Below are 15,289 nucleotides of genomic sequence, written 5' to 3'. Positions count from 1 at the left end.
GAACCTCCGGGGCGATGTCGACAGCAGCGACAGCGACGTCGACGACGACAACAGCGACAGCGACAGCGACAGCGACGACAGCTGCGGGTCGACCCCGTGTGTCGTCTCAGCGTCCACGGGGTCCGCTCGTGCCCGGCCCGAGCGGCAGCGACTACGCTGGACGAGTGAGCGCCACGAAGGTCTTCGTCGCCCGCCTCGCCGGGTGCTCCGTCTTCGACCCCGCGGGCGACCGCGTCGGTCGCGTCCGGGACGTCCTGGTCGTGTACCGCCGCGTCGACGCCCCGCACGTCGTCGGGCTCATCGTCGAGGTGCCGGGCAAGCGCCGCATCTTCCTGAGCATCGGCCGCGTCACGTCGATCGGTGCCGGTCAGGTCATCACCACCGGCATCGTCAACATGCGCCGCTTCGAGCAGCGCGGTGGCGAGGTCCGCGTCATCGCGGAGATGCTCGGTCGCAAGGTCCTCATCAAGAAGGAGCGCACGCGCGCCACGGTCGAGGACGTCGCGATCGAGGACCGCGGGCAGGGCGACTGGGAGGTGTCGCAGCTCTTCCTCCGGAAGCCGAAGACGACCCCGTCGCCGTTCGGCAAGGGCCCGACGACGTTCGCCACCTGGAACGAGGTCACCGAGGACGAGCTCCCCGGCGAGGCCCAGTCCGCCGAGCACGTCATCGCCGCGTACTCCGACCTGCTGCCGGCCGACCTGGCCTCGACGCTGCTCGACCTGCCCGAGGAACGCCGGTTCGAGGTCGCCGAGGAGCTCCCCGACGACCGCCTCGCCGACGTGCTCGAGGAGATGCCCGACCAGGAGCGCATCGAGATCCTCACCCGCCTCGAGGACGCCCGCGCCGCCGACGTGCTCGACCAGATGCAGCCCGACGACGCCGCCGACGTGCTCGCGCAGTTCCCCGACGACCGGAGCGAGGCCCTGCTGCAGCTCATGGAGCCGGAGGAGGCGCAGGACGTCCGCATGCTCCTGGAGTACGAGCCGGACACCGCCGGTGGTCTCATGACGACGGAGCCCGTCATCGTCTCGGCGGACGCGACCGTGGCCGAGGGACTGGCCCTCATCCGCCGGCACGAGCTCGCTCCGGCGCTCGGCGCGAGCGTCTGCGTGGTACTGCCGCCCTACGAGCCGCCGACCGGTCGGTTCCTCGGGCTCGTGCACTTCCAGCGCATGCTCCGCTACCCGCCGAACGAACGCCTCGGCACGCTCATCGACCAGCAGACCGAACCGGTCCGCGTGGACGCCAGTGCTGCGGAGGTCACCCGCGTGATGGCGACCTACAACCTCGTGTCCGTCCCCGTGGTCGACGACGCCCACCGTCTGGTCGGGGTGGTGACGATCGACGATGTCCTCGACCACGTCCTGCCGGACGACTGGCGAAGTCGGGGCGAGGGGGATGCCCCCTCGCGACTCCGCCAACGCCAGCGCAAGACGCCCGTGACGACGGGAAGGAGGACCACCCGTGGCCCGAACGGATGACGCCCGACAGGAGCGACTCGACTCCCCCAAGGGCATGCGCACGCGCGTGCTCCCGACCCGACGCCGTGGTCGCGGCGACACCTTCGGTCGCGCGACCGAGGGCATCGCACGTGCGATGGGCACGCCCTGGTTCCTGGTCGGCCTGACGCTCTTCTGTGCCCTGTGGATGGGCTACAACACCCTCGCACCGAAGCCGTGGCAGTTCGACTCGGCTGCGATCGGCTTCACCGCGCTCACCCTGGTGCTCTCGCTGCAGGCCTCGTACGCAGCCCCGCTCATCCTGCTCGCGCAGAACCGGCAGGACGACCGCGACCGCGTGCAGTTCGAGCAGGACCGCCAGCGTGCCGAGCGGAACCTCGCCGACACCGAGTACCTGGCGCGCGAGGTCGTCGCCCTGCGCCTGGCGATGCGGGACATGGCGTCGAAGGACTTCATCCGCGCCGAGATCCGCTCACTGCTCGAGGAGCTGGACCGCCGCGACCAGGAAGAGGCCGCACTGCGCGCCGACGCCGTCGACGACAGCGAGGGAGCGACGAGCGCGCGTGGCTGACGACTCCCCCGCGGCGACCGACGAACAGCTCGGCGCCGCGGTCCTCGCTGCGCTCGGTCGCGTGATCGACCCCGAGATCCGTCGCCCCGTCACGGAGCTCGACATGATCCGCGGGGTGGACGTGCAGCCGGGAGGCTCGGTGCGCGTCGACCTGCAGCTCACCATCGTCGGGTGCCCGGCCGCCGACACCATCGAGCGCGACGTGCGGTCGGCCGCCGGTTCCGTGGACGGCGTGCAGCACGTCGACGTCGACGTCTCCGTGATGAGCCCGGCGACCCGCACCGCGCTCACCGAGCGACTCCGCGCCGGTCGACCGCGCGGCGTGCAGTTCACCCCGGACTCGCTCACCCGGGTCATCGCCGTGACGAGCGGCAAGGGCGGGGTCGGCAAGTCGACGGTCACGGTGAATCTGGCGGTCGCCCTGGCAGCGGCCGGGCAGCGGGTCGGGATCGTCGACGTGGACGTACACGGCTTCAGCGTCCCCGGTCTGATGGGACTGACCGACGAACACGGTGTGGCACCCCGCCCGACCCGCGTCGACAGCATGATCCTGCCGCCGGTCGCCCACGAGGTGAAGGTCGTCTCGATCGGCATGTTCGTCGACGACGTGTCCACGGCGGTGTCCTGGCGTGGTCCGATGCTGCACCGCACGGTCGCGCAGTTCCTGACCGACGTGTGGTTCGGCGACCTCGACGTGCTCCTGCTCGACCTGCCGCCCGGCACCGGCGACGTGGCCATCTCGGTCGGGCAGCTGCTCCCCCACGCCGAGGTGCTCGTCGTCACGACACCCCAGGCCGCGGCGGCCGACGTCGCCGAGCGCAGCGGGGTCGTGGCGAGACAGACCGGCCAGCGGGTCATCGGCGTCGTGGAGAACATGGCGGGGCTCGTGCAGCCCGACGGCAGCGTCCTGCACCTGTTCGGCGAGGGCGGCGGCGACGAGACCGCTGCACGGCTCTCCCGCGGGCAGGACGTCCCCGTGCCGGTGCTCGGACGCGTGCCGCTCTCGGTGCCGCTCCGCGAGGGCGGGGACACCGGGGTGCCCGTCGTGCTCGGCGCACCGGAGGACCTCGCTGCGGTCGCCCTGCGGGCCGTGGCCGAGTCGATCACCACGATGGGGCGGGGTCTGGCCGGACGGAAGCTCGGGCTCAGCCTGTCCTGACCGATCACCTCGCGGGTCGACGCTCCCGCTAGCGTGACTGCATGGACAGCACCGACCACGTCACCGTCGACTGGGACGCCGCCCGCGACACGAACCGCGCGAACTGGGACGACCGGGTCCCCATCCACGAGGGCGCGTACGACGTCGCCGCGCTCGACGACCCGGCGCACCGCTCGGACGTCGTCCGCGACGACCTGCCCGCACTGACGCCGTGGCTGCCCGGCGGGACGCTCGCGGGGCTCGACGTCTGCCATCTGCAGTGCCACATCGGCACCGACACGGTCTCCCTCGCCCGTGAGGGTGCCCGGCTCACCGGGGTCGACTTCTCCGCGCCGGCGCTCGCGTCCGCAGCGGCCCTGGCCGACCGGCTCGGCCTCGACGTCTCCTGGGTGGAGACCGACGTCCTCGACGCCCGCGCCGCCGTCACCGGGGACTTCGACGTCGTCTACACGAGCATCGGCACGATCTGCTGGCTGGACGACCTCGACCGCTGGGCTGCACAGGTCGCGGGTCTCCTCCGACCGGGCGGGGTGTTCTTCATCCGCGACGGCCACCCGGCGCTGTACGCCCTGGACGAGGACGCCGCGGAGCTCGTGACGCGGCACCGGTACTTCCCCGACGGCACGGCGCAGCAGTGGGAGGACGCTGGCACCTACGTCGGCGAGGGCACCGTCGCCAACACCCGCACCTACGAGTGGCCGCACCCGCTGTCCGAGGTCGTCAACGCCCTGCTCGGCGCCGGCCTGCGCCTGCGCCGACTCGACGAGGGGCGCACGCTGCCGTGGCGCTTCAGCCCCCGCATGGAGGAGGACGGGCACGGCTCGTGGGTCTGGCCCGCCGCCGACCGCGACCGGATGCCCACGACGTTCACGATCGTCGCGACACGGGACTGACGACGGACGGGAGGCCGTTCCGCGCAAGGGTGGCCGTTCCGCGCGAAGGTGACTGCTCCGCGCAAGGGTGACCGTTCCTTTCGGCATCCGACGCGCGGATCGTCATCTCAGGTCGGGTGCGATGGGCTCGGACGCTCACGATGGGCGCACCTGGACGACGGACGGGAGGCCCGGTGCCAGCTGGCACCGGGCCTCCCGTCCGTCGTGTCGTGGCGGAGGTCGCGTCAGGTCGCCTCGGTGTCGTAGGGGGCAGGCTCGCCCTCGGCGAGCGGCACCACCGGTGCCGTCGCCCGTACCTTCGACGCGGTCACCTGCGCGGTCTCCACCGCCGCCATGCTGCCGGCGGTCGCGCCCCCGGAGTCGAGCAGGGCGTCGCGGATGATGCGACGGGGGTCGTACTGCCGGGGGTCGAGCTTCTGCCAGTCGACGTCGTCGAACTCGGGGCCCATCTCCTCGCGCATGCGGTCCTTCGCGGTGTCGGCGAAGCGGCGGACCGCCTTGACGAACTCGGCGAGCTTCTGCGCGTACATCGGCAGGCGCTGCGGTCCGAGCAGCAGCACCGCGATGATCCCGATGATCAGGATCTTGTTGAAGTCGATGGACACGGCAACGAGCGTAACCCGTCCCACTGCGCCGCACCCGTAGAGTTGACCTCCGAACGGAGTGTGCGTGTCAGAGAAAGAGTCGAACTGGAAGTTCGCCGAGGACATCGTCTCGGAACCCGAGGTGATCGCCCGAGCGCGAGAGCACTCCCTGGAACTCGGGGTCGAAGCGATCTCCCCCGCGATCGGCGCGCAGACCGCCGTCGTCGCGGCGGCCTCGCGCGCGACGAGCATGATCGAGATCGGCACCGGACTCGGGGTGTCGGGGCTGTACCTGCTGCGCGGTGCGCCGGACGCCACCCTCACGACGATCGACGTCGAGGTCGACCACCAGCAGTACGCCCGCGACGCCTACGTCGCCGCCGGCACCGCTCCGTCGCGCGTCCGGCTGATCCCGGGTCGGGCGAACCAGGTCCTGCCGCGGATGAACGAGGCGTCGTACGACGTCGTGCTCGTCGACGCCGACCCGGAGCACGTCATCGAGTACGTGGAGCACGGACTCCGGCTCGCGCGCGTCGGGGGCACGGTGCTCGTCCCGCACGCGCTCTGGCGGGGTCGGGTCGCGGACCCGGTGCGCCGGGACCGCGCGACCACGGACTTCCGACTGCTGCTCACCGAGGTGTCGACGTCGGGTGCGGTCCGGAGCGCGCTCTCCCCCGCCGGGGACGGGCTGCTCCAGATGACGAAGGTCTCCGCCTGACCTGACCCTCCGGTCGGTCCGACCTGACCCGTACGGCCGCTCCGACCGGCTGCGGCACGCACAGGAGGCCCGGAGCGTACGCGCTCCGGGCCTCCTGTCGTGGTGCGTCGACGGACTAGGCGGAGACGACCTCTGCCAGTGCGTCGTGGAGTTCCTTGGCCTCGGCGTCGTTGACCGAGACCACCAGGCGGCCTCCACCTTCGAGCGGAACCCGCACGATGATGAGTCGACCCTCCTTGACAGCCTCCATCGGCCCGTCACCGGTCCTCGGCTTCATCGCTGCCATCAGATGTCCCCTTTCGTGCAGAAGATGCTCGCCCATTATCCCGTACCGAGGGGGCAACTGCGAAACCGCCCAGGTTGGGGGTGTCGGAATGCGACGTTCTCGCGGCTCGGAGTGGTCACCTTGGCGTATGCCGAACATCCGCTCCATGCTGCGTCCACAGGCCGAACCGGTCGCCGAGGCGGTGCCGACGGGCATGCGCATCGCCGGTGCGTTCTCGTGGCGCTTCCTCGTGACGGTGGCCGCCCTGGCCGTCCTCGTGGCCCTTGTGGTGCTGCTGCAGGACATCGTGGTGCCGTTCCTGGTCGGGCTGCTCGTCTGTGCGCTGCTCGCCCCGTTCTCGGCGTTCCTGCAACGGCACCGGTGGCCGAAGTGGCTCGCAGTGCTCACGGCCTGCATCTCGGTCGTGGTGGTGCTCGGGATCCTGGCGCTCGTCGTCACCGCGCAGATCCGCTACGACCTGCCGACCCTCGAGCGTCGACTCACGAGCAACGTGCAGACCTTCCAGACCCTCCTCGCGACCGAGCCGTTCGGCATCACCTCGGCGCAGGTCACGAAGTACCTGGCGGAGGCGACGAAGTTCCTGCAGACCCACGTCGCGTCGATCCTGTCCGGGGCAGCCGAGGCCGGCAGCGGCCTGGTTCACGCCCTCGAGGGGCTCTTCATCGTGGTCTTCACGACGATCTTCGTGCTGATCGACGGTCACCGGATCTGGTCGTGGGTGGTCCGGATCTTCCCGCGTCGCTCCCGAGGGCGCATCGACGCGGCCGGTCAGGCGGGGTGGAAGACCCTCACCAGCTTCATCCGCGTCCAGCTCGTCGTCGCGGTGACCGACGCGCTCGGCATCGTCATCGGAGCACTCGCCCTCGGGCTGCCGCTCGCCGTGCCGATCGGCGTGATCGTGTTCTTCGGCGCGTTCGTCCCGGTGGTCGGGGCGATCGTCGCCGGCATCGTCGCCGTGCTCATCGCGCTGGTCTTCAACGGGCTCGTGCCGGCGCTGATCATGCTCGGCGTCGTCGTGGTCGTGCAGCAGCTCGAGAGCCACGTGCTGCACCCGTTCCTGACCGGCTCGGCCGTCCGCGTGCACCCGCTCGGCGTCGTGCTCGGCGTCACCGCGGGCACGACGATCGCGGGCGTCGTCGGTGCGTTCTTCGCGGTGCCGTTCATCGCGACCGTGAACGCGATGGTGCACGCCGCGGCCGACTGGCGTCCCGGCGAGGACCCGTCGGACACGCCTGCCGCGGAGGACTCAGACGACCGCGAGGTCGACCGCGGCGAGAGCGATCCCGGCGGGGCCGGTCACGGCGCCGCCGATCCCGGCGGGGGCGATCACGGCGGGGTCCAGTCGTAGCCGTCGACCCACCAGCACGTGTACAGCCAGACGAACTGCAGGCCGATGCACACGGCGACCAGCAGCACCCGGTACACCCGCGACCTCGGCAGGGCGACGATGCCCAGCAGCGGCGCGATCGGCAGCAGGATGCGCCAGGTGCTCGACTGCGGGAAGAACACCGCCAGCAGGTAGACGACGTACGCCACACCCCACAGGCGGAGCTCCAGGCCGATGCGCCGCGCGACGGGGTGGAACACGAAGACCGCGAACCCGACCACCGCCACGGCGAGCAGGACCCCGCCCGCCGGCTGCCCGAACCACCACCCGGCGCCCTGGATCCACGGCGCGAAGGGGACGAGCTCCTTCCACCCGATGTACGACGACCGCCAGGCGAGCTCCGTGTCCGTGTAGGCCTTCGGCACCCCCGTCACCGCCCATGCGATCGCGGGCCACGCGAGCCCGACGAGCCCGGAGACCGCGGCGACGGTCAGCGGTGGTACGGCCGTGCGCAGGGTCGGCCGCGCCGCCTCGCGCACCCACGACGGTCGGATCGTCCAGGCGGCCAGGAACAGCGCCACGAGGAACGCGAACGCCAGTCCGGTCGGTCGGGTCATGCCGAGCAGCAGCACGACGGGCAGCATCGTCCACCAGCGCCGATCGACCATCAGCAGCAGGGCGACCAGCAACAGGAAGAGCCCCATCGCCTCGGCGTAGGCGACCTGGAACACGGCGGACACCGGCGCGACGCAGAACAGCACCGTGGCGAAGGTCGCCCGGCCGTCGTCGAGGAAGCGACCCATCAGCCGCCGGAACACCAGCGCGGCACCCCACCCCGCGACCAGCGACACCACGACGGCGACGGCCTCGAACGAGGCACCCGTGAGCACCATCAGGCCGCGCACGAGGAACGGGTAGGCGGGCATGAACGCCCACGCGTTCTCCGTCACGTGGCCCGCGGCGTCCACCGGCAGGGTGGAGGGGTACCCGTTCGACGCGATCACGCGGTACCAGGCGCCGTCCCAGATGGCGGCGAAGGACAGGTACGACGGACGTGCTGCGGTGAACGAGTTCGCGGTCTGCACACCGGCGAAGGCCAGGAGCATCGCCCCCGTCACGAGCCGTGCGACCACGTAGACGACGGTCACCCGCAGCCACCACGGCACGAGTCGGTAGCGCGCCCGCAAGCGCTCGGAGGTCGAGTGCCCCGCGACGGTGCGCGCGGGGCCGGTGGTCACGCCGTCAGCCACCGACGCAGGCCGTCCTCGACCGCGGTGATCTGGTCGACGGGCACCTGCTCGTCGTCGTGGTGCGCGAAGACCGGCTCACCCGGACCGTAGTTGACCGCGGGGACGCCGAGCGCCGAGAAGCGGGCGACGTCGGTCCAGCCGTACTTCGGACGCGGAGCGGGGCCGCCGACCGCGGCCACGAACTGCTGCGCGAGCGGGGCGTCGAGCCCGGGCCGAGCACCGGCGGCGAGGTCGACGATCTGCACGTCGTACCCGTCGAACAGCTCGCGGATGTGCGCGACCGCCTCGTCGGCACTGCGCGACGGCGCGAAGCGGTAGTTCACGTGCACCATCGCCTCGTCCGGGATGACGTTGCCCGCGATGCCACCGGTGATGCCGACGGCGTTCAGGCCCTCGCGGTACTCGAGACCGTCGACCGTGACGGTCCGCGGCTCGTAGGCGGCGAGCGTCGCCAGGATCGGTGCCGTCTTGTGGATCGCGTTGTCGCCGATCCAGCTGCGCGCACTGTGGGAGCGCTTGCCGAAGGTCCGGACCTCGGCTCGGAGGTTGCCGTTGCACCCGCCCTCGATCTGCGCGCCCGACGGCTCACCGAGGATCGCGAAGTCGCCGGCGAGCAGCTCGGGACGGGTCCGCGCGAGCCGCCCGAGGCCGTTGAGGGAGTCGCTGACCTCTTCGTGGTCGTAGAACACCCACGTGACGTCGACGTTCGGCTCGGCGAGGTCGTGCGCGAGCTTGAGCTGCACCGCACAGCCGGCCTTCATGTCGACCGTCCCGCGGCCCCAGAGGATCTCGGTGCCGTCGTCCGTGGTGCGGAACTCGGTCGGCAGGTTGCCGTTGAGCGGCACCGTGTCGATGTGCCCGGCGATCACGACCCGGCGATCGCGGCCGAGCTGCGTCCGCGCGACGATCGCGTCGCCGTCGCGGACCACCTCGAGGTGGGGCAGCGCCGACAGCGCTGCCTCGATCGCGTCGGCGAGGGGTCCTTCGTTCCCGGACACCGACTCGATGTCGCAGATGGCACGCGTGATGTCGATGGACGAGGCGGTGAGGTCGAGCTGCTCCGGCATGCGGTCAGCGTACCGGCCGTGTCCCTCAGCGATCGGTGAGGCGACCACCTGTGGACGGAGGCCGTCCGTCCACAGCACCCGCGCCTCCAGAATGGGCGGACCGGGGACGCGACCGTTCTCCACAGACCGTCTCCCTGGACGGGTCGTCGCCCGGCGCGCTCGCTACCCTGGTGGCGTGACCGACGCGACCGCTGCCACCGACCGACCCACGCACGCCTGGGGCCACGGCCTCGCGACGATCGCCGCCGACGGCACCACCCTCGACACGTGGTACCCGGAGACGCACCTCGGCGCGCGACCGGCCGACGCGGTGCTCCCGCCCGAGCTCGAGGCGCACGTCGGCGACGACCCGCGGCGCGAGGTCCGGATCGAAGCGGTGACGACCGAGATCGTCATCGACGACGCACCGGCCAGCACGCCCGACGCCTACCTGCGGCTGCACCTGCTCAGCCACCTGCACGTGCGACCGAACGAGGTCTCGCTCGACGGCGTCTTCGGCCACCTGCCGATCGTCGCGTGGACCAACGCCGGCCCCGTCCACCCCGATGCCCTGACGCGCTTGCGTCCCGCGCTGCAGCGCGCGGGCATCGCCGTGCACGCGGTCGACAAGTTCCCCCGCCTGCTCGACTACGTGGTGCCGGACCGCGTGCGCATCGGCGACGCGAACCGCGTGCGGCTCGGCGCGCACCTCGCACCCGGTACGACGGTCATGCACGAGGGCTTCGTGAACTTCAACGCCGGCACGCTCGGTGACGCCATGATCGAGGGCCGGGTGTCCCAGGGCGTGGTCGTGGGCAACGGCACCGACATCGGCGGTGGCGCGTCCATCATGGGCACGCTGTCCGGCGGCGGGACGCACCGGGTGTCGCTCGGGGAACGGGCGCTCCTCGGGGCGAACGCCGGCCTCGGCATCTCGCTCGGTGACGACTCCGTGGTCGAGGCCGGGCTCTACGTGACGGCGGGCACGAAGGTCGTCCTGGTCGGCGCGGCGCCGAGCCCCGACGGCACACCCCGCACCGTGAAGGCGGCGGAACTGTCGGGGGTGCCGAACGTGCTGTTCCGGCGCAACTCGCTCTCCGGCGCGGTCGAGGCCCTGCAGCGCCAGGGACAGGGCATCCAGCTCAACACGGCGCTGCACGCGTAGCGCGGCGCGGCTCCGCGCCTCCGCCCCTCCGCGGCTCCGCGAGACGGGCGCGCCACGACGAGACACCGCCGGTTCCGGCGGTGTCTCGTCGCGTCCGCGCCGTCTCGACGCGGCGACGGCTGCTCGGGTCGGCGAGGGCGACGGCGGGCCCTGCGTCAGCCTCGATGCTGCGCGAGTGGGCGGGGCGGACCGGGCGGAACCCGGCGTACCCGGCGGAACCCGGCGTACCCGGCGGAACCGGGCGTACCCAGCGGAACCGGGCGTACCCAGCGGAACCGGGCGTACCAGGTCCGCTGGAACGACCAGGTACGCCTGATTCCGCCTGCCATGTCGAGCGTGATGGGAAGGAACGGGCGGGGCGCGCCGGACGGGAGGCGCGGTGCCAGCCCGCACCGTGCCTCCCGTCCGACGCTGCTCGCGGTCGCTCCCGGGTCACCGAGCGGGCAGGACACGCCGCGCGCACGTCGCCCAGCGGGCACGAACCGTCAGCACGCGGCGCCCAGCGTGACGGAAAAGGCCCGCTCGCGGAACGCGAGCGGGCCTTCCGGCAGCAGGGAGCCCGGCGTCAGCGCGCGGGCAGGTCCCGCTCCGGGTGCCCCACGTAGAGCTGCTGCGGGCGACCGATCTTGTTCAGCGGGTCGTTGTTCAGCTCACGCCACTGCGCGATCCACCCCGGCAGACGTCCGATGGCGAACAGCACCGTGAACATCCGCGGCGGGAAGCCCATCGCCCGGTAGATGATGCCCGTGTAGAAGTCGACGTTCGGGTAGAGCTTGCGGCTGACGAAGTACTCGTCCTCGAGCGCGATCTGCTCGAGCTCCATCGCGATGTCGAGCAGGTCGTCCTGCACCCCGAGCGACTGCAGGACCTCGTGCGCGGACTCCTTGACGAGCTTCGCGCGCGGGTCGTAGTTCTTGTAGACGCGGTGCCCGAAGCCCATGAGCTTCACCCCGCGCTCCTTGTTCTTCACCCGCTCGACGAAGCGCGACACCGGCTCGCCGGAGTCCTTGATCTGCTGGAGCATCTCGAGCACGGCCTCGTTCGCACCACCGTGCAGCGGCCCGTAGAGCGCGTTGATGCCGGCGGAGATCGACGCGAACATGTTCGCCTTCGTCGAGCCCACCAGGCGGACGGTCGACGTCGAGGCGTTCTGCTCGTGGTCCTCGTGCAGGATGAGGAGCCGCTCGAGCGCCTTCGACAGCACCGGGTTCGGCTCGTAGGGCTCGGCCATGGTGCCGAAGTTCAGCCGCAGGAAGTTGTCGACGAACGACAGCTTGTTGTCCGGGTAGAGGAACGCCTGGCCGATGGCCTTCTTGTGCGCGTAGGCGGCGATGACCGGGAGCTTGGCGAGGAGCCGGACGGTCTGCAGTTCGACCTTCTCCGGATCGTCGACGTCCATGTCGTCCTCGTAGTACGTGGACAGGGCGCTCACGGCACTCGACAGCACCGACATCGGGTGGGCCGAGTGCGGCAGTGCGTCGAACAGGCGACGGAGGTCCTCGTGCAGCAGCGTGTGCCGACGGATGCGGGCGTCGAAGCCCTCGAGCTCCTCGGCGGTGGGGAGCTCGCCGTAGATGAGCAGCCAGGCGACCTCGAGGTACGTGCACCCCGACGCGACCTGGTCGATGGGGTACCCGCGGTAGCGCAGGATGCCCTGGTCGCCGTCGATGTAGGTGATGGCGCTCTTCGTCGCGCCGGTGTTGACGAAGCCGTAGTCGAGCGTGTTCAGCCCGGTCTGCTTCTTCAGCGACGAGATGTCGATGGCGGATGCGCCGTCGACGCTCGGCAGGATCGGGAACTCCGCCGTGCCACCCGGGAAGGTCAGCGTCGCGGTCTCCGTCGACTCCGCGGCGGCGGGGCTCACGGGGACGGGCGTGGTGGGCGGTGTGGCCGTCTTCTGAGCGTCGTTGGCAGTGTCAGTCACGACGACAGCCTAACTGCGCCGACTGTCGGTCGTGCACCACCGGAAGGCGGAGATCTGGTGGATTCCACGGATTGTGCAGGGAGCGCACGGCGGTGTCGTCCCTCGTCACGGGCGGGAGGCGCGACCCACCTCGGTCAGGAGGCCGCGAGTCGCCTCGTGCTCGCCAGGCGCTGCGCCGCGGCCGCGATCCGGTCGTCGGTCGCGGTGAGCGCCACCCGCACGTGCTCCGCACCCGCGGGCCCGTAGAAGGTCCCTGGGGCGACGAGGATGCCCCGCTCCGCCAGCCAGCCGACGGTGTCGAGCGCCGGCTCACCCCGGGTGGCCCAGAGGTAGAGGCCGGCCTGGCTGTGGTCGATCCGGAAGCCCGCTCCTTCGAGTGCCCGTCGGAGCATGTTCCGGCGGGCGCGGTAGCGGGCCTTCTGCTGCTGCACGTGCGTGTCGTCGGCGAGGGCGACGATCATCGCGTCCTGCACGGGCAGCGGCGGCATCATGCCGGTGTGCTTCCGCACCGCGAGCACCTCCGCCAGGATCGCTGCGTCCCCGGCGACGAAGGCGGCGCGGTAGCCGGCCAGGTTCGACTGCTTCGACAGCGAGTACACGCTGAGCACGCCATCGACACGGTCCCCCACGACACGGGGGTCGAGGATCGACGGGGTCGGCGCCGCGTCGTACGGCGGCTCCCACCCGAGTTCGGCGTAGCACTCGTCGCCGACGACGACCGCGCCGAGCTCCCGTGCCCGTGCGACCGCGCCGCGCAGCTGCTCGACGGAGAGCACGCGGCCGTCCGGGTTGCCCGGCGAGTTCAGCCACACGAGCTTCGTGGTCTCCGGCCAGGCGGCGGGGTCGTCCGAGGCCAGCGCCTCGGCGCGCACGAGTGCGGCGCCGAGCTCGTACGTCGGGTACGCGGCCTCCGGGAACACGACGGTGTCGCCGGGGCCGATGCCGAGCCAGAGCGCGAGCCCGGCGATGAACTCCTTCGAGCCGATCGTCGGGAGCACCTGCTCCGGGGCGAGCGTGACGCCCTGCCGCCGCCCGTACCAGGCGGCGATCGCCTCGCGCAGCGCGGGCGTGCCGGCGACCTGCGGGTAGGCGTGCGCATCGGTCGCACGGGCCAGGGCCTGGCGGACGACCTCGGGGGTCGGGTCGACGGGCGAGCCGACGCTCAGGTCGACGAGGCCGCCCTCGTACGCCGCTGCGCGCTGCTTGAACGGGACGAGCTGGTCCCAGGGGAAGTCGGGGAGGTCGAGCGCCACGGATCGGTCCGGGGTCAGCCGCGCGGCGGCTCGGCCGTGACGACCGGGTGGTCCTTGTGGATCACACCGACCTTCGCGGCACCGCCGGGCGAGCCGACCTCCTCGAAGAACTCGACGTTGGCCTTGTAGTAGTCGGCCCACTCGTCCGGGAGGTCGTCCTCGTAGTAGATCGCCTCGACCGGGCAGACCGGCTCGCACGCACCGCAGTCGACGCACTCGTCGGGGTGGATGTACAGCGACCGGTCACCCTCGTAGATGCAGTCGACCGGGCATTCGTCGATGCAGGCGCGGTCCTTGACGTCGACACAGGGCTGGGCGATCACGTAGGTCACGGTGCGGGTGCTCCCTTCGGACTGAGCGTGGTCGAGTCTACTCGCGACGCCCGGGAGCCCCGGACCGCTCGGGCTCCGGGGACGACGCAGCAGCCGAGCCCATCGCCTCGGTGCCGGCTCCGGCCGACGCCGCTGCGGCGCGGGCACGGAGTCCGGACAGGTCGGGCCACGCCAGGGTGAACGCCGCGATCGCCGCCGGTGCGAAGGTCCAGACGTACCCGGCGAGGTTGGCGAGCACGAGCGGTGACGACTGACCACCGACGCTCACCAGGACCTGCGTCGCGACGATGATCGCGATGCCGGCGGCTGCGACCATCACCCGCGAGCGGTACAGGAGCCGCAGGCCGACCACCAGCCCGAGCACGATGAGCGTGGTCAGGACCATCCCGACCGGGAAGCCCCCGATGCGCTGCTGGTGCGTGACGGTCCCGAGCGCACCGACGAGGAGGCCGGCGACCGCGGCGACGACGACCGCCGTCACCCTGCCCTGGCGGGTGAGCTCGGCGAAGGTCTCGGGTGCGCGGGGCACCGGGTCAGCGTCGTGTCGGAACGCCTCGACCGCGGGGGCCTCCTGCCGGACCCCGTGCGGCATCACCCAGGTCAGGCGCTGCGGGTCGGTCGGGTCCACGGGGTCGACGGTGACCTGCGACCGGTACTGCTCGACGGCGGCACGGACCTTCGCCCGGACGGGGACGACGTCGACGGTCAGGTCGACCTCGGCGGAGTCCGCGGGGACGATCATCGAGAACGGCACTTCCTCTGCACGGGCGGCGTACCGGGCGGCGTGGTGCACCCGCACGTGGTCCGGGTGCCCGTACCCGCCGTCGTCGGCGTAGCTGACCACCGCGTCGGCCCCCGTGGAGCGGATCGCCGCGCGCACGTCGTCGACGACCTCGCCGAGGTCGGCCGCGGTGAGCGAGTCGACCGGCGCGTCGTCGGCGGCCGTGGCGCGTCCGTCCGGTCCCCACTGCATGCCGGAGTCGCTGTACCGCCGCTCGGGCAGGTCGGTGGGGCGCGCTCCCCTGCCGCCGAGCCACAGGTGCACCGGGCCTCCGAGGGCGGCCAGTGCGGCGGCGATCTCGGTCTCGCGGTGAGCGGCGACACGGGGTCCGTCGCCGAAGAGCGGTGCGAGGGCCTCGGTGAGCATCTCGCCGCGCTCGCCCCGGGTCGCGGTGAGGACGGTCACCTCGGCACCGAGCTCCAGCAGAGTGGCGATGGTGCCGCCGGACGACAGGGTCTCGTCGTCGGGGTGGGCGTGCACGAACAGGACGCGCTCGGGACGCGGTGCGGGAGCCTTGGACATCGCGTCCCAGGGTAC

General features: G+C 71.8%; 15 protein-coding genes. 7 read left to right on the top strand and 8 right to left on the bottom strand.

Going from position 1 to position 15,289, the window contains the following annotated elements; all coding sequences use genetic code 11:
* Nucleotides 1-164: 164 nt before the first annotated feature.
* The 4 genes from ACIPEQ_RS06975 to ACIPEQ_RS06960 are packed head-to-tail and all read left to right on the top strand — an operon-like array spanning nt 165 to nt 4,086.
* Entirely contained in the window at nt 165-1,484 is a 1,320-nt protein-coding gene (locus ACIPEQ_RS06975) for a magnesium transporter MgtE N-terminal domain-containing protein (protein ID WP_402714622.1), read from the top strand.
* A complete protein-coding gene (locus ACIPEQ_RS06970; RefSeq protein ID WP_174234724.1) occupies nt 1,468-2,034 on the top strand; it encodes a DUF1003 domain-containing protein in 567 nt (188 codons plus the stop codon). The genes ACIPEQ_RS06975 and ACIPEQ_RS06970 overlap by 17 nt, the downstream gene beginning before the upstream one ends.
* Nucleotides 2,027-3,193, top strand: a complete 1,167-nt coding sequence (locus ACIPEQ_RS06965) for a P-loop NTPase (RefSeq protein ID WP_402714621.1) — start codon at nt 2,027-2,029, stop codon at nt 3,191-3,193. The genes ACIPEQ_RS06970 and ACIPEQ_RS06965 overlap by 8 nt, the downstream gene beginning before the upstream one ends.
* Nucleotides 3,194-3,234: 41 nt before the next feature.
* Nucleotides 3,235-4,086, top strand: coding sequence for a class I SAM-dependent methyltransferase (locus ACIPEQ_RS06960; RefSeq protein ID WP_402714620.1), 852 nt, complete (start codon nt 3,235-3,237; stop codon nt 4,084-4,086).
* Between the two features lie 224 nt (nt 4,087-4,310).
* Here ACIPEQ_RS06960 and ACIPEQ_RS06955 read toward each other — a convergent pair whose 3' ends face one another.
* Nucleotides 4,311-4,691, bottom strand: coding sequence for a Sec-independent protein translocase TatB (locus ACIPEQ_RS06955; RefSeq protein WP_402714619.1), 381 nt, complete (start codon nt 4,689-4,691; stop codon nt 4,311-4,313).
* Nucleotides 4,692-4,755: 64 nt separating this feature from the next.
* Between ACIPEQ_RS06955 and ACIPEQ_RS06950 the strand changes: the two genes are divergently transcribed.
* Complete coding sequence (locus ACIPEQ_RS06950; RefSeq protein ID WP_402714618.1) at nt 4,756-5,388, top strand: O-methyltransferase; 633 nt, start codon at nt 4,756-4,758, stop codon at nt 5,386-5,388.
* Between the two features lie 115 nt (nt 5,389-5,503).
* On the opposite strand, the gene ACIPEQ_RS06945 is transcribed toward ACIPEQ_RS06950, so the two are convergent.
* On the bottom strand, nt 5,504-5,674 hold the full coding sequence (locus tag ACIPEQ_RS06945; protein ID WP_017887054.1) for a DUF3117 domain-containing protein: 171 nt from the start codon (nt 5,672-5,674) through the stop codon (nt 5,504-5,506).
* Nucleotides 5,675-5,819: 145 nt separating this feature from the next.
* On the opposite strand from ACIPEQ_RS06945, the gene ACIPEQ_RS06940 reads away from it, so the two are divergent.
* On the top strand, nt 5,820-7,022 hold the full coding sequence (locus tag ACIPEQ_RS06940) for an AI-2E family transporter (RefSeq protein WP_402714617.1): 1,203 nt from the start codon (nt 5,820-5,822) through the stop codon (nt 7,020-7,022).
* Here ACIPEQ_RS06940 and ACIPEQ_RS06935 read toward each other — a convergent pair.
* Together ACIPEQ_RS06935 and dapE are read right to left on the bottom strand one after the other, a co-directional pair.
* Nucleotides 7,001-8,239 carry a hypothetical protein gene (locus tag ACIPEQ_RS06935; protein ID WP_402714616.1) on the bottom strand — a complete coding sequence of 413 codons (1,239 nt, stop codon included), beginning with the start codon at nt 8,237-8,239 and terminating at the stop codon, nt 7,001-7,003. The genes ACIPEQ_RS06940 and ACIPEQ_RS06935 overlap by 22 nt on opposite strands.
* Nucleotides 8,236-9,318, bottom strand: coding sequence for a succinyl-diaminopimelate desuccinylase (gene dapE, locus ACIPEQ_RS06930; protein ID WP_402714615.1), 1,083 nt, complete (start codon nt 9,316-9,318; stop codon nt 8,236-8,238). The genes ACIPEQ_RS06935 and dapE overlap by 4 nt, the downstream gene beginning before the upstream one ends.
* A 175-nt stretch (nt 9,319-9,493) precedes the next feature.
* Here dapE and dapD point away from each other — a divergent pair, with 175 nt between their 5' ends.
* Nucleotides 9,494-10,462, top strand: a complete 969-nt coding sequence (gene dapD, locus ACIPEQ_RS06925) for a 2,3,4,5-tetrahydropyridine-2,6-dicarboxylate N-succinyltransferase (RefSeq protein ID WP_126891517.1) — start codon at nt 9,494-9,496, stop codon at nt 10,460-10,462.
* A 565-nt stretch (nt 10,463-11,027) separates the two neighbouring features.
* Here dapD and ACIPEQ_RS06920 read toward each other — a convergent pair.
* The 4 genes from ACIPEQ_RS06920 to ACIPEQ_RS06905 form a co-directional block, all read right to left on the bottom strand.
* The gene (locus tag ACIPEQ_RS06920; protein WP_111226486.1) at nt 11,028-12,326 is read right to left on the bottom strand and encodes a citrate synthase; all 1,299 of its coding nucleotides are present in this window, start codon (nt 12,324-12,326) and stop codon (nt 11,028-11,030) included.
* Nucleotides 12,327-12,520: 194 nt separating this feature from the next.
* Entirely contained in the window at nt 12,521-13,639 is a 1,119-nt protein-coding gene (gene dapC, locus ACIPEQ_RS06915; protein ID WP_402714614.1) for a succinyldiaminopimelate transaminase, read from the bottom strand.
* A gap of 14 nt (nt 13,640-13,653) precedes the next feature.
* Nucleotides 13,654-13,971: a ferredoxin gene (fdxA, locus tag ACIPEQ_RS06910; RefSeq protein ID WP_402714613.1), complete on the bottom strand. Its 318-nt coding sequence runs from the start codon at nt 13,969-13,971 to the stop codon at nt 13,654-13,656.
* A gap of 37 nt (nt 13,972-14,008) precedes the next feature.
* Nucleotides 14,009-15,274 (bottom strand): PIG-L family deacetylase, encoded by a 1,266-nt coding sequence (locus tag ACIPEQ_RS06905; RefSeq protein WP_402714612.1) that lies wholly within the window; start codon nt 15,272-15,274, stop codon nt 14,009-14,011.
* Nucleotides 15,275-15,289: the final 15 nt, after the last annotated feature.

The organism is Curtobacterium sp. NPDC087080, assembly GCF_044745105.1.
Lineage (GTDB): Bacteria > Actinomycetota > Actinomycetes > Actinomycetales > Microbacteriaceae > Curtobacterium.
Note: the sequence above shows the minus strand (reverse complement) of the source record. Positions and strands in the feature narration are given on the sequence as shown.

Coding starts and splice junctions, on each gene's coding strand:
- ACIPEQ_RS06945 (WP_017887054.1), bottom strand. CDS start 5,674: ATGGCAGCGATGAAGCCGAGGACCGGTGACGGGCCGATGGAGGCTGTC.
- dapE (WP_402714615.1), bottom strand. CDS start 9,318: ATGCCGGAGCAGCTCGACCTCACCGCCTCGTCCATCGACATCACGCGT.
- ACIPEQ_RS06940 (WP_402714617.1), top strand. CDS start 5,820: ATGCTGCGTCCACAGGCCGAACCGGTCGCCGAGGCGGTGCCGACGGGC.
- ACIPEQ_RS06905 (WP_402714612.1), bottom strand. CDS start 15,274: ATGTCCAAGGCTCCCGCACCGCGTCCCGAGCGCGTCCTGTTCGTGCAC.
- ACIPEQ_RS06960 (WP_402714620.1), top strand. CDS start 3,235: ATGGACAGCACCGACCACGTCACCGTCGACTGGGACGCCGCCCGCGAC.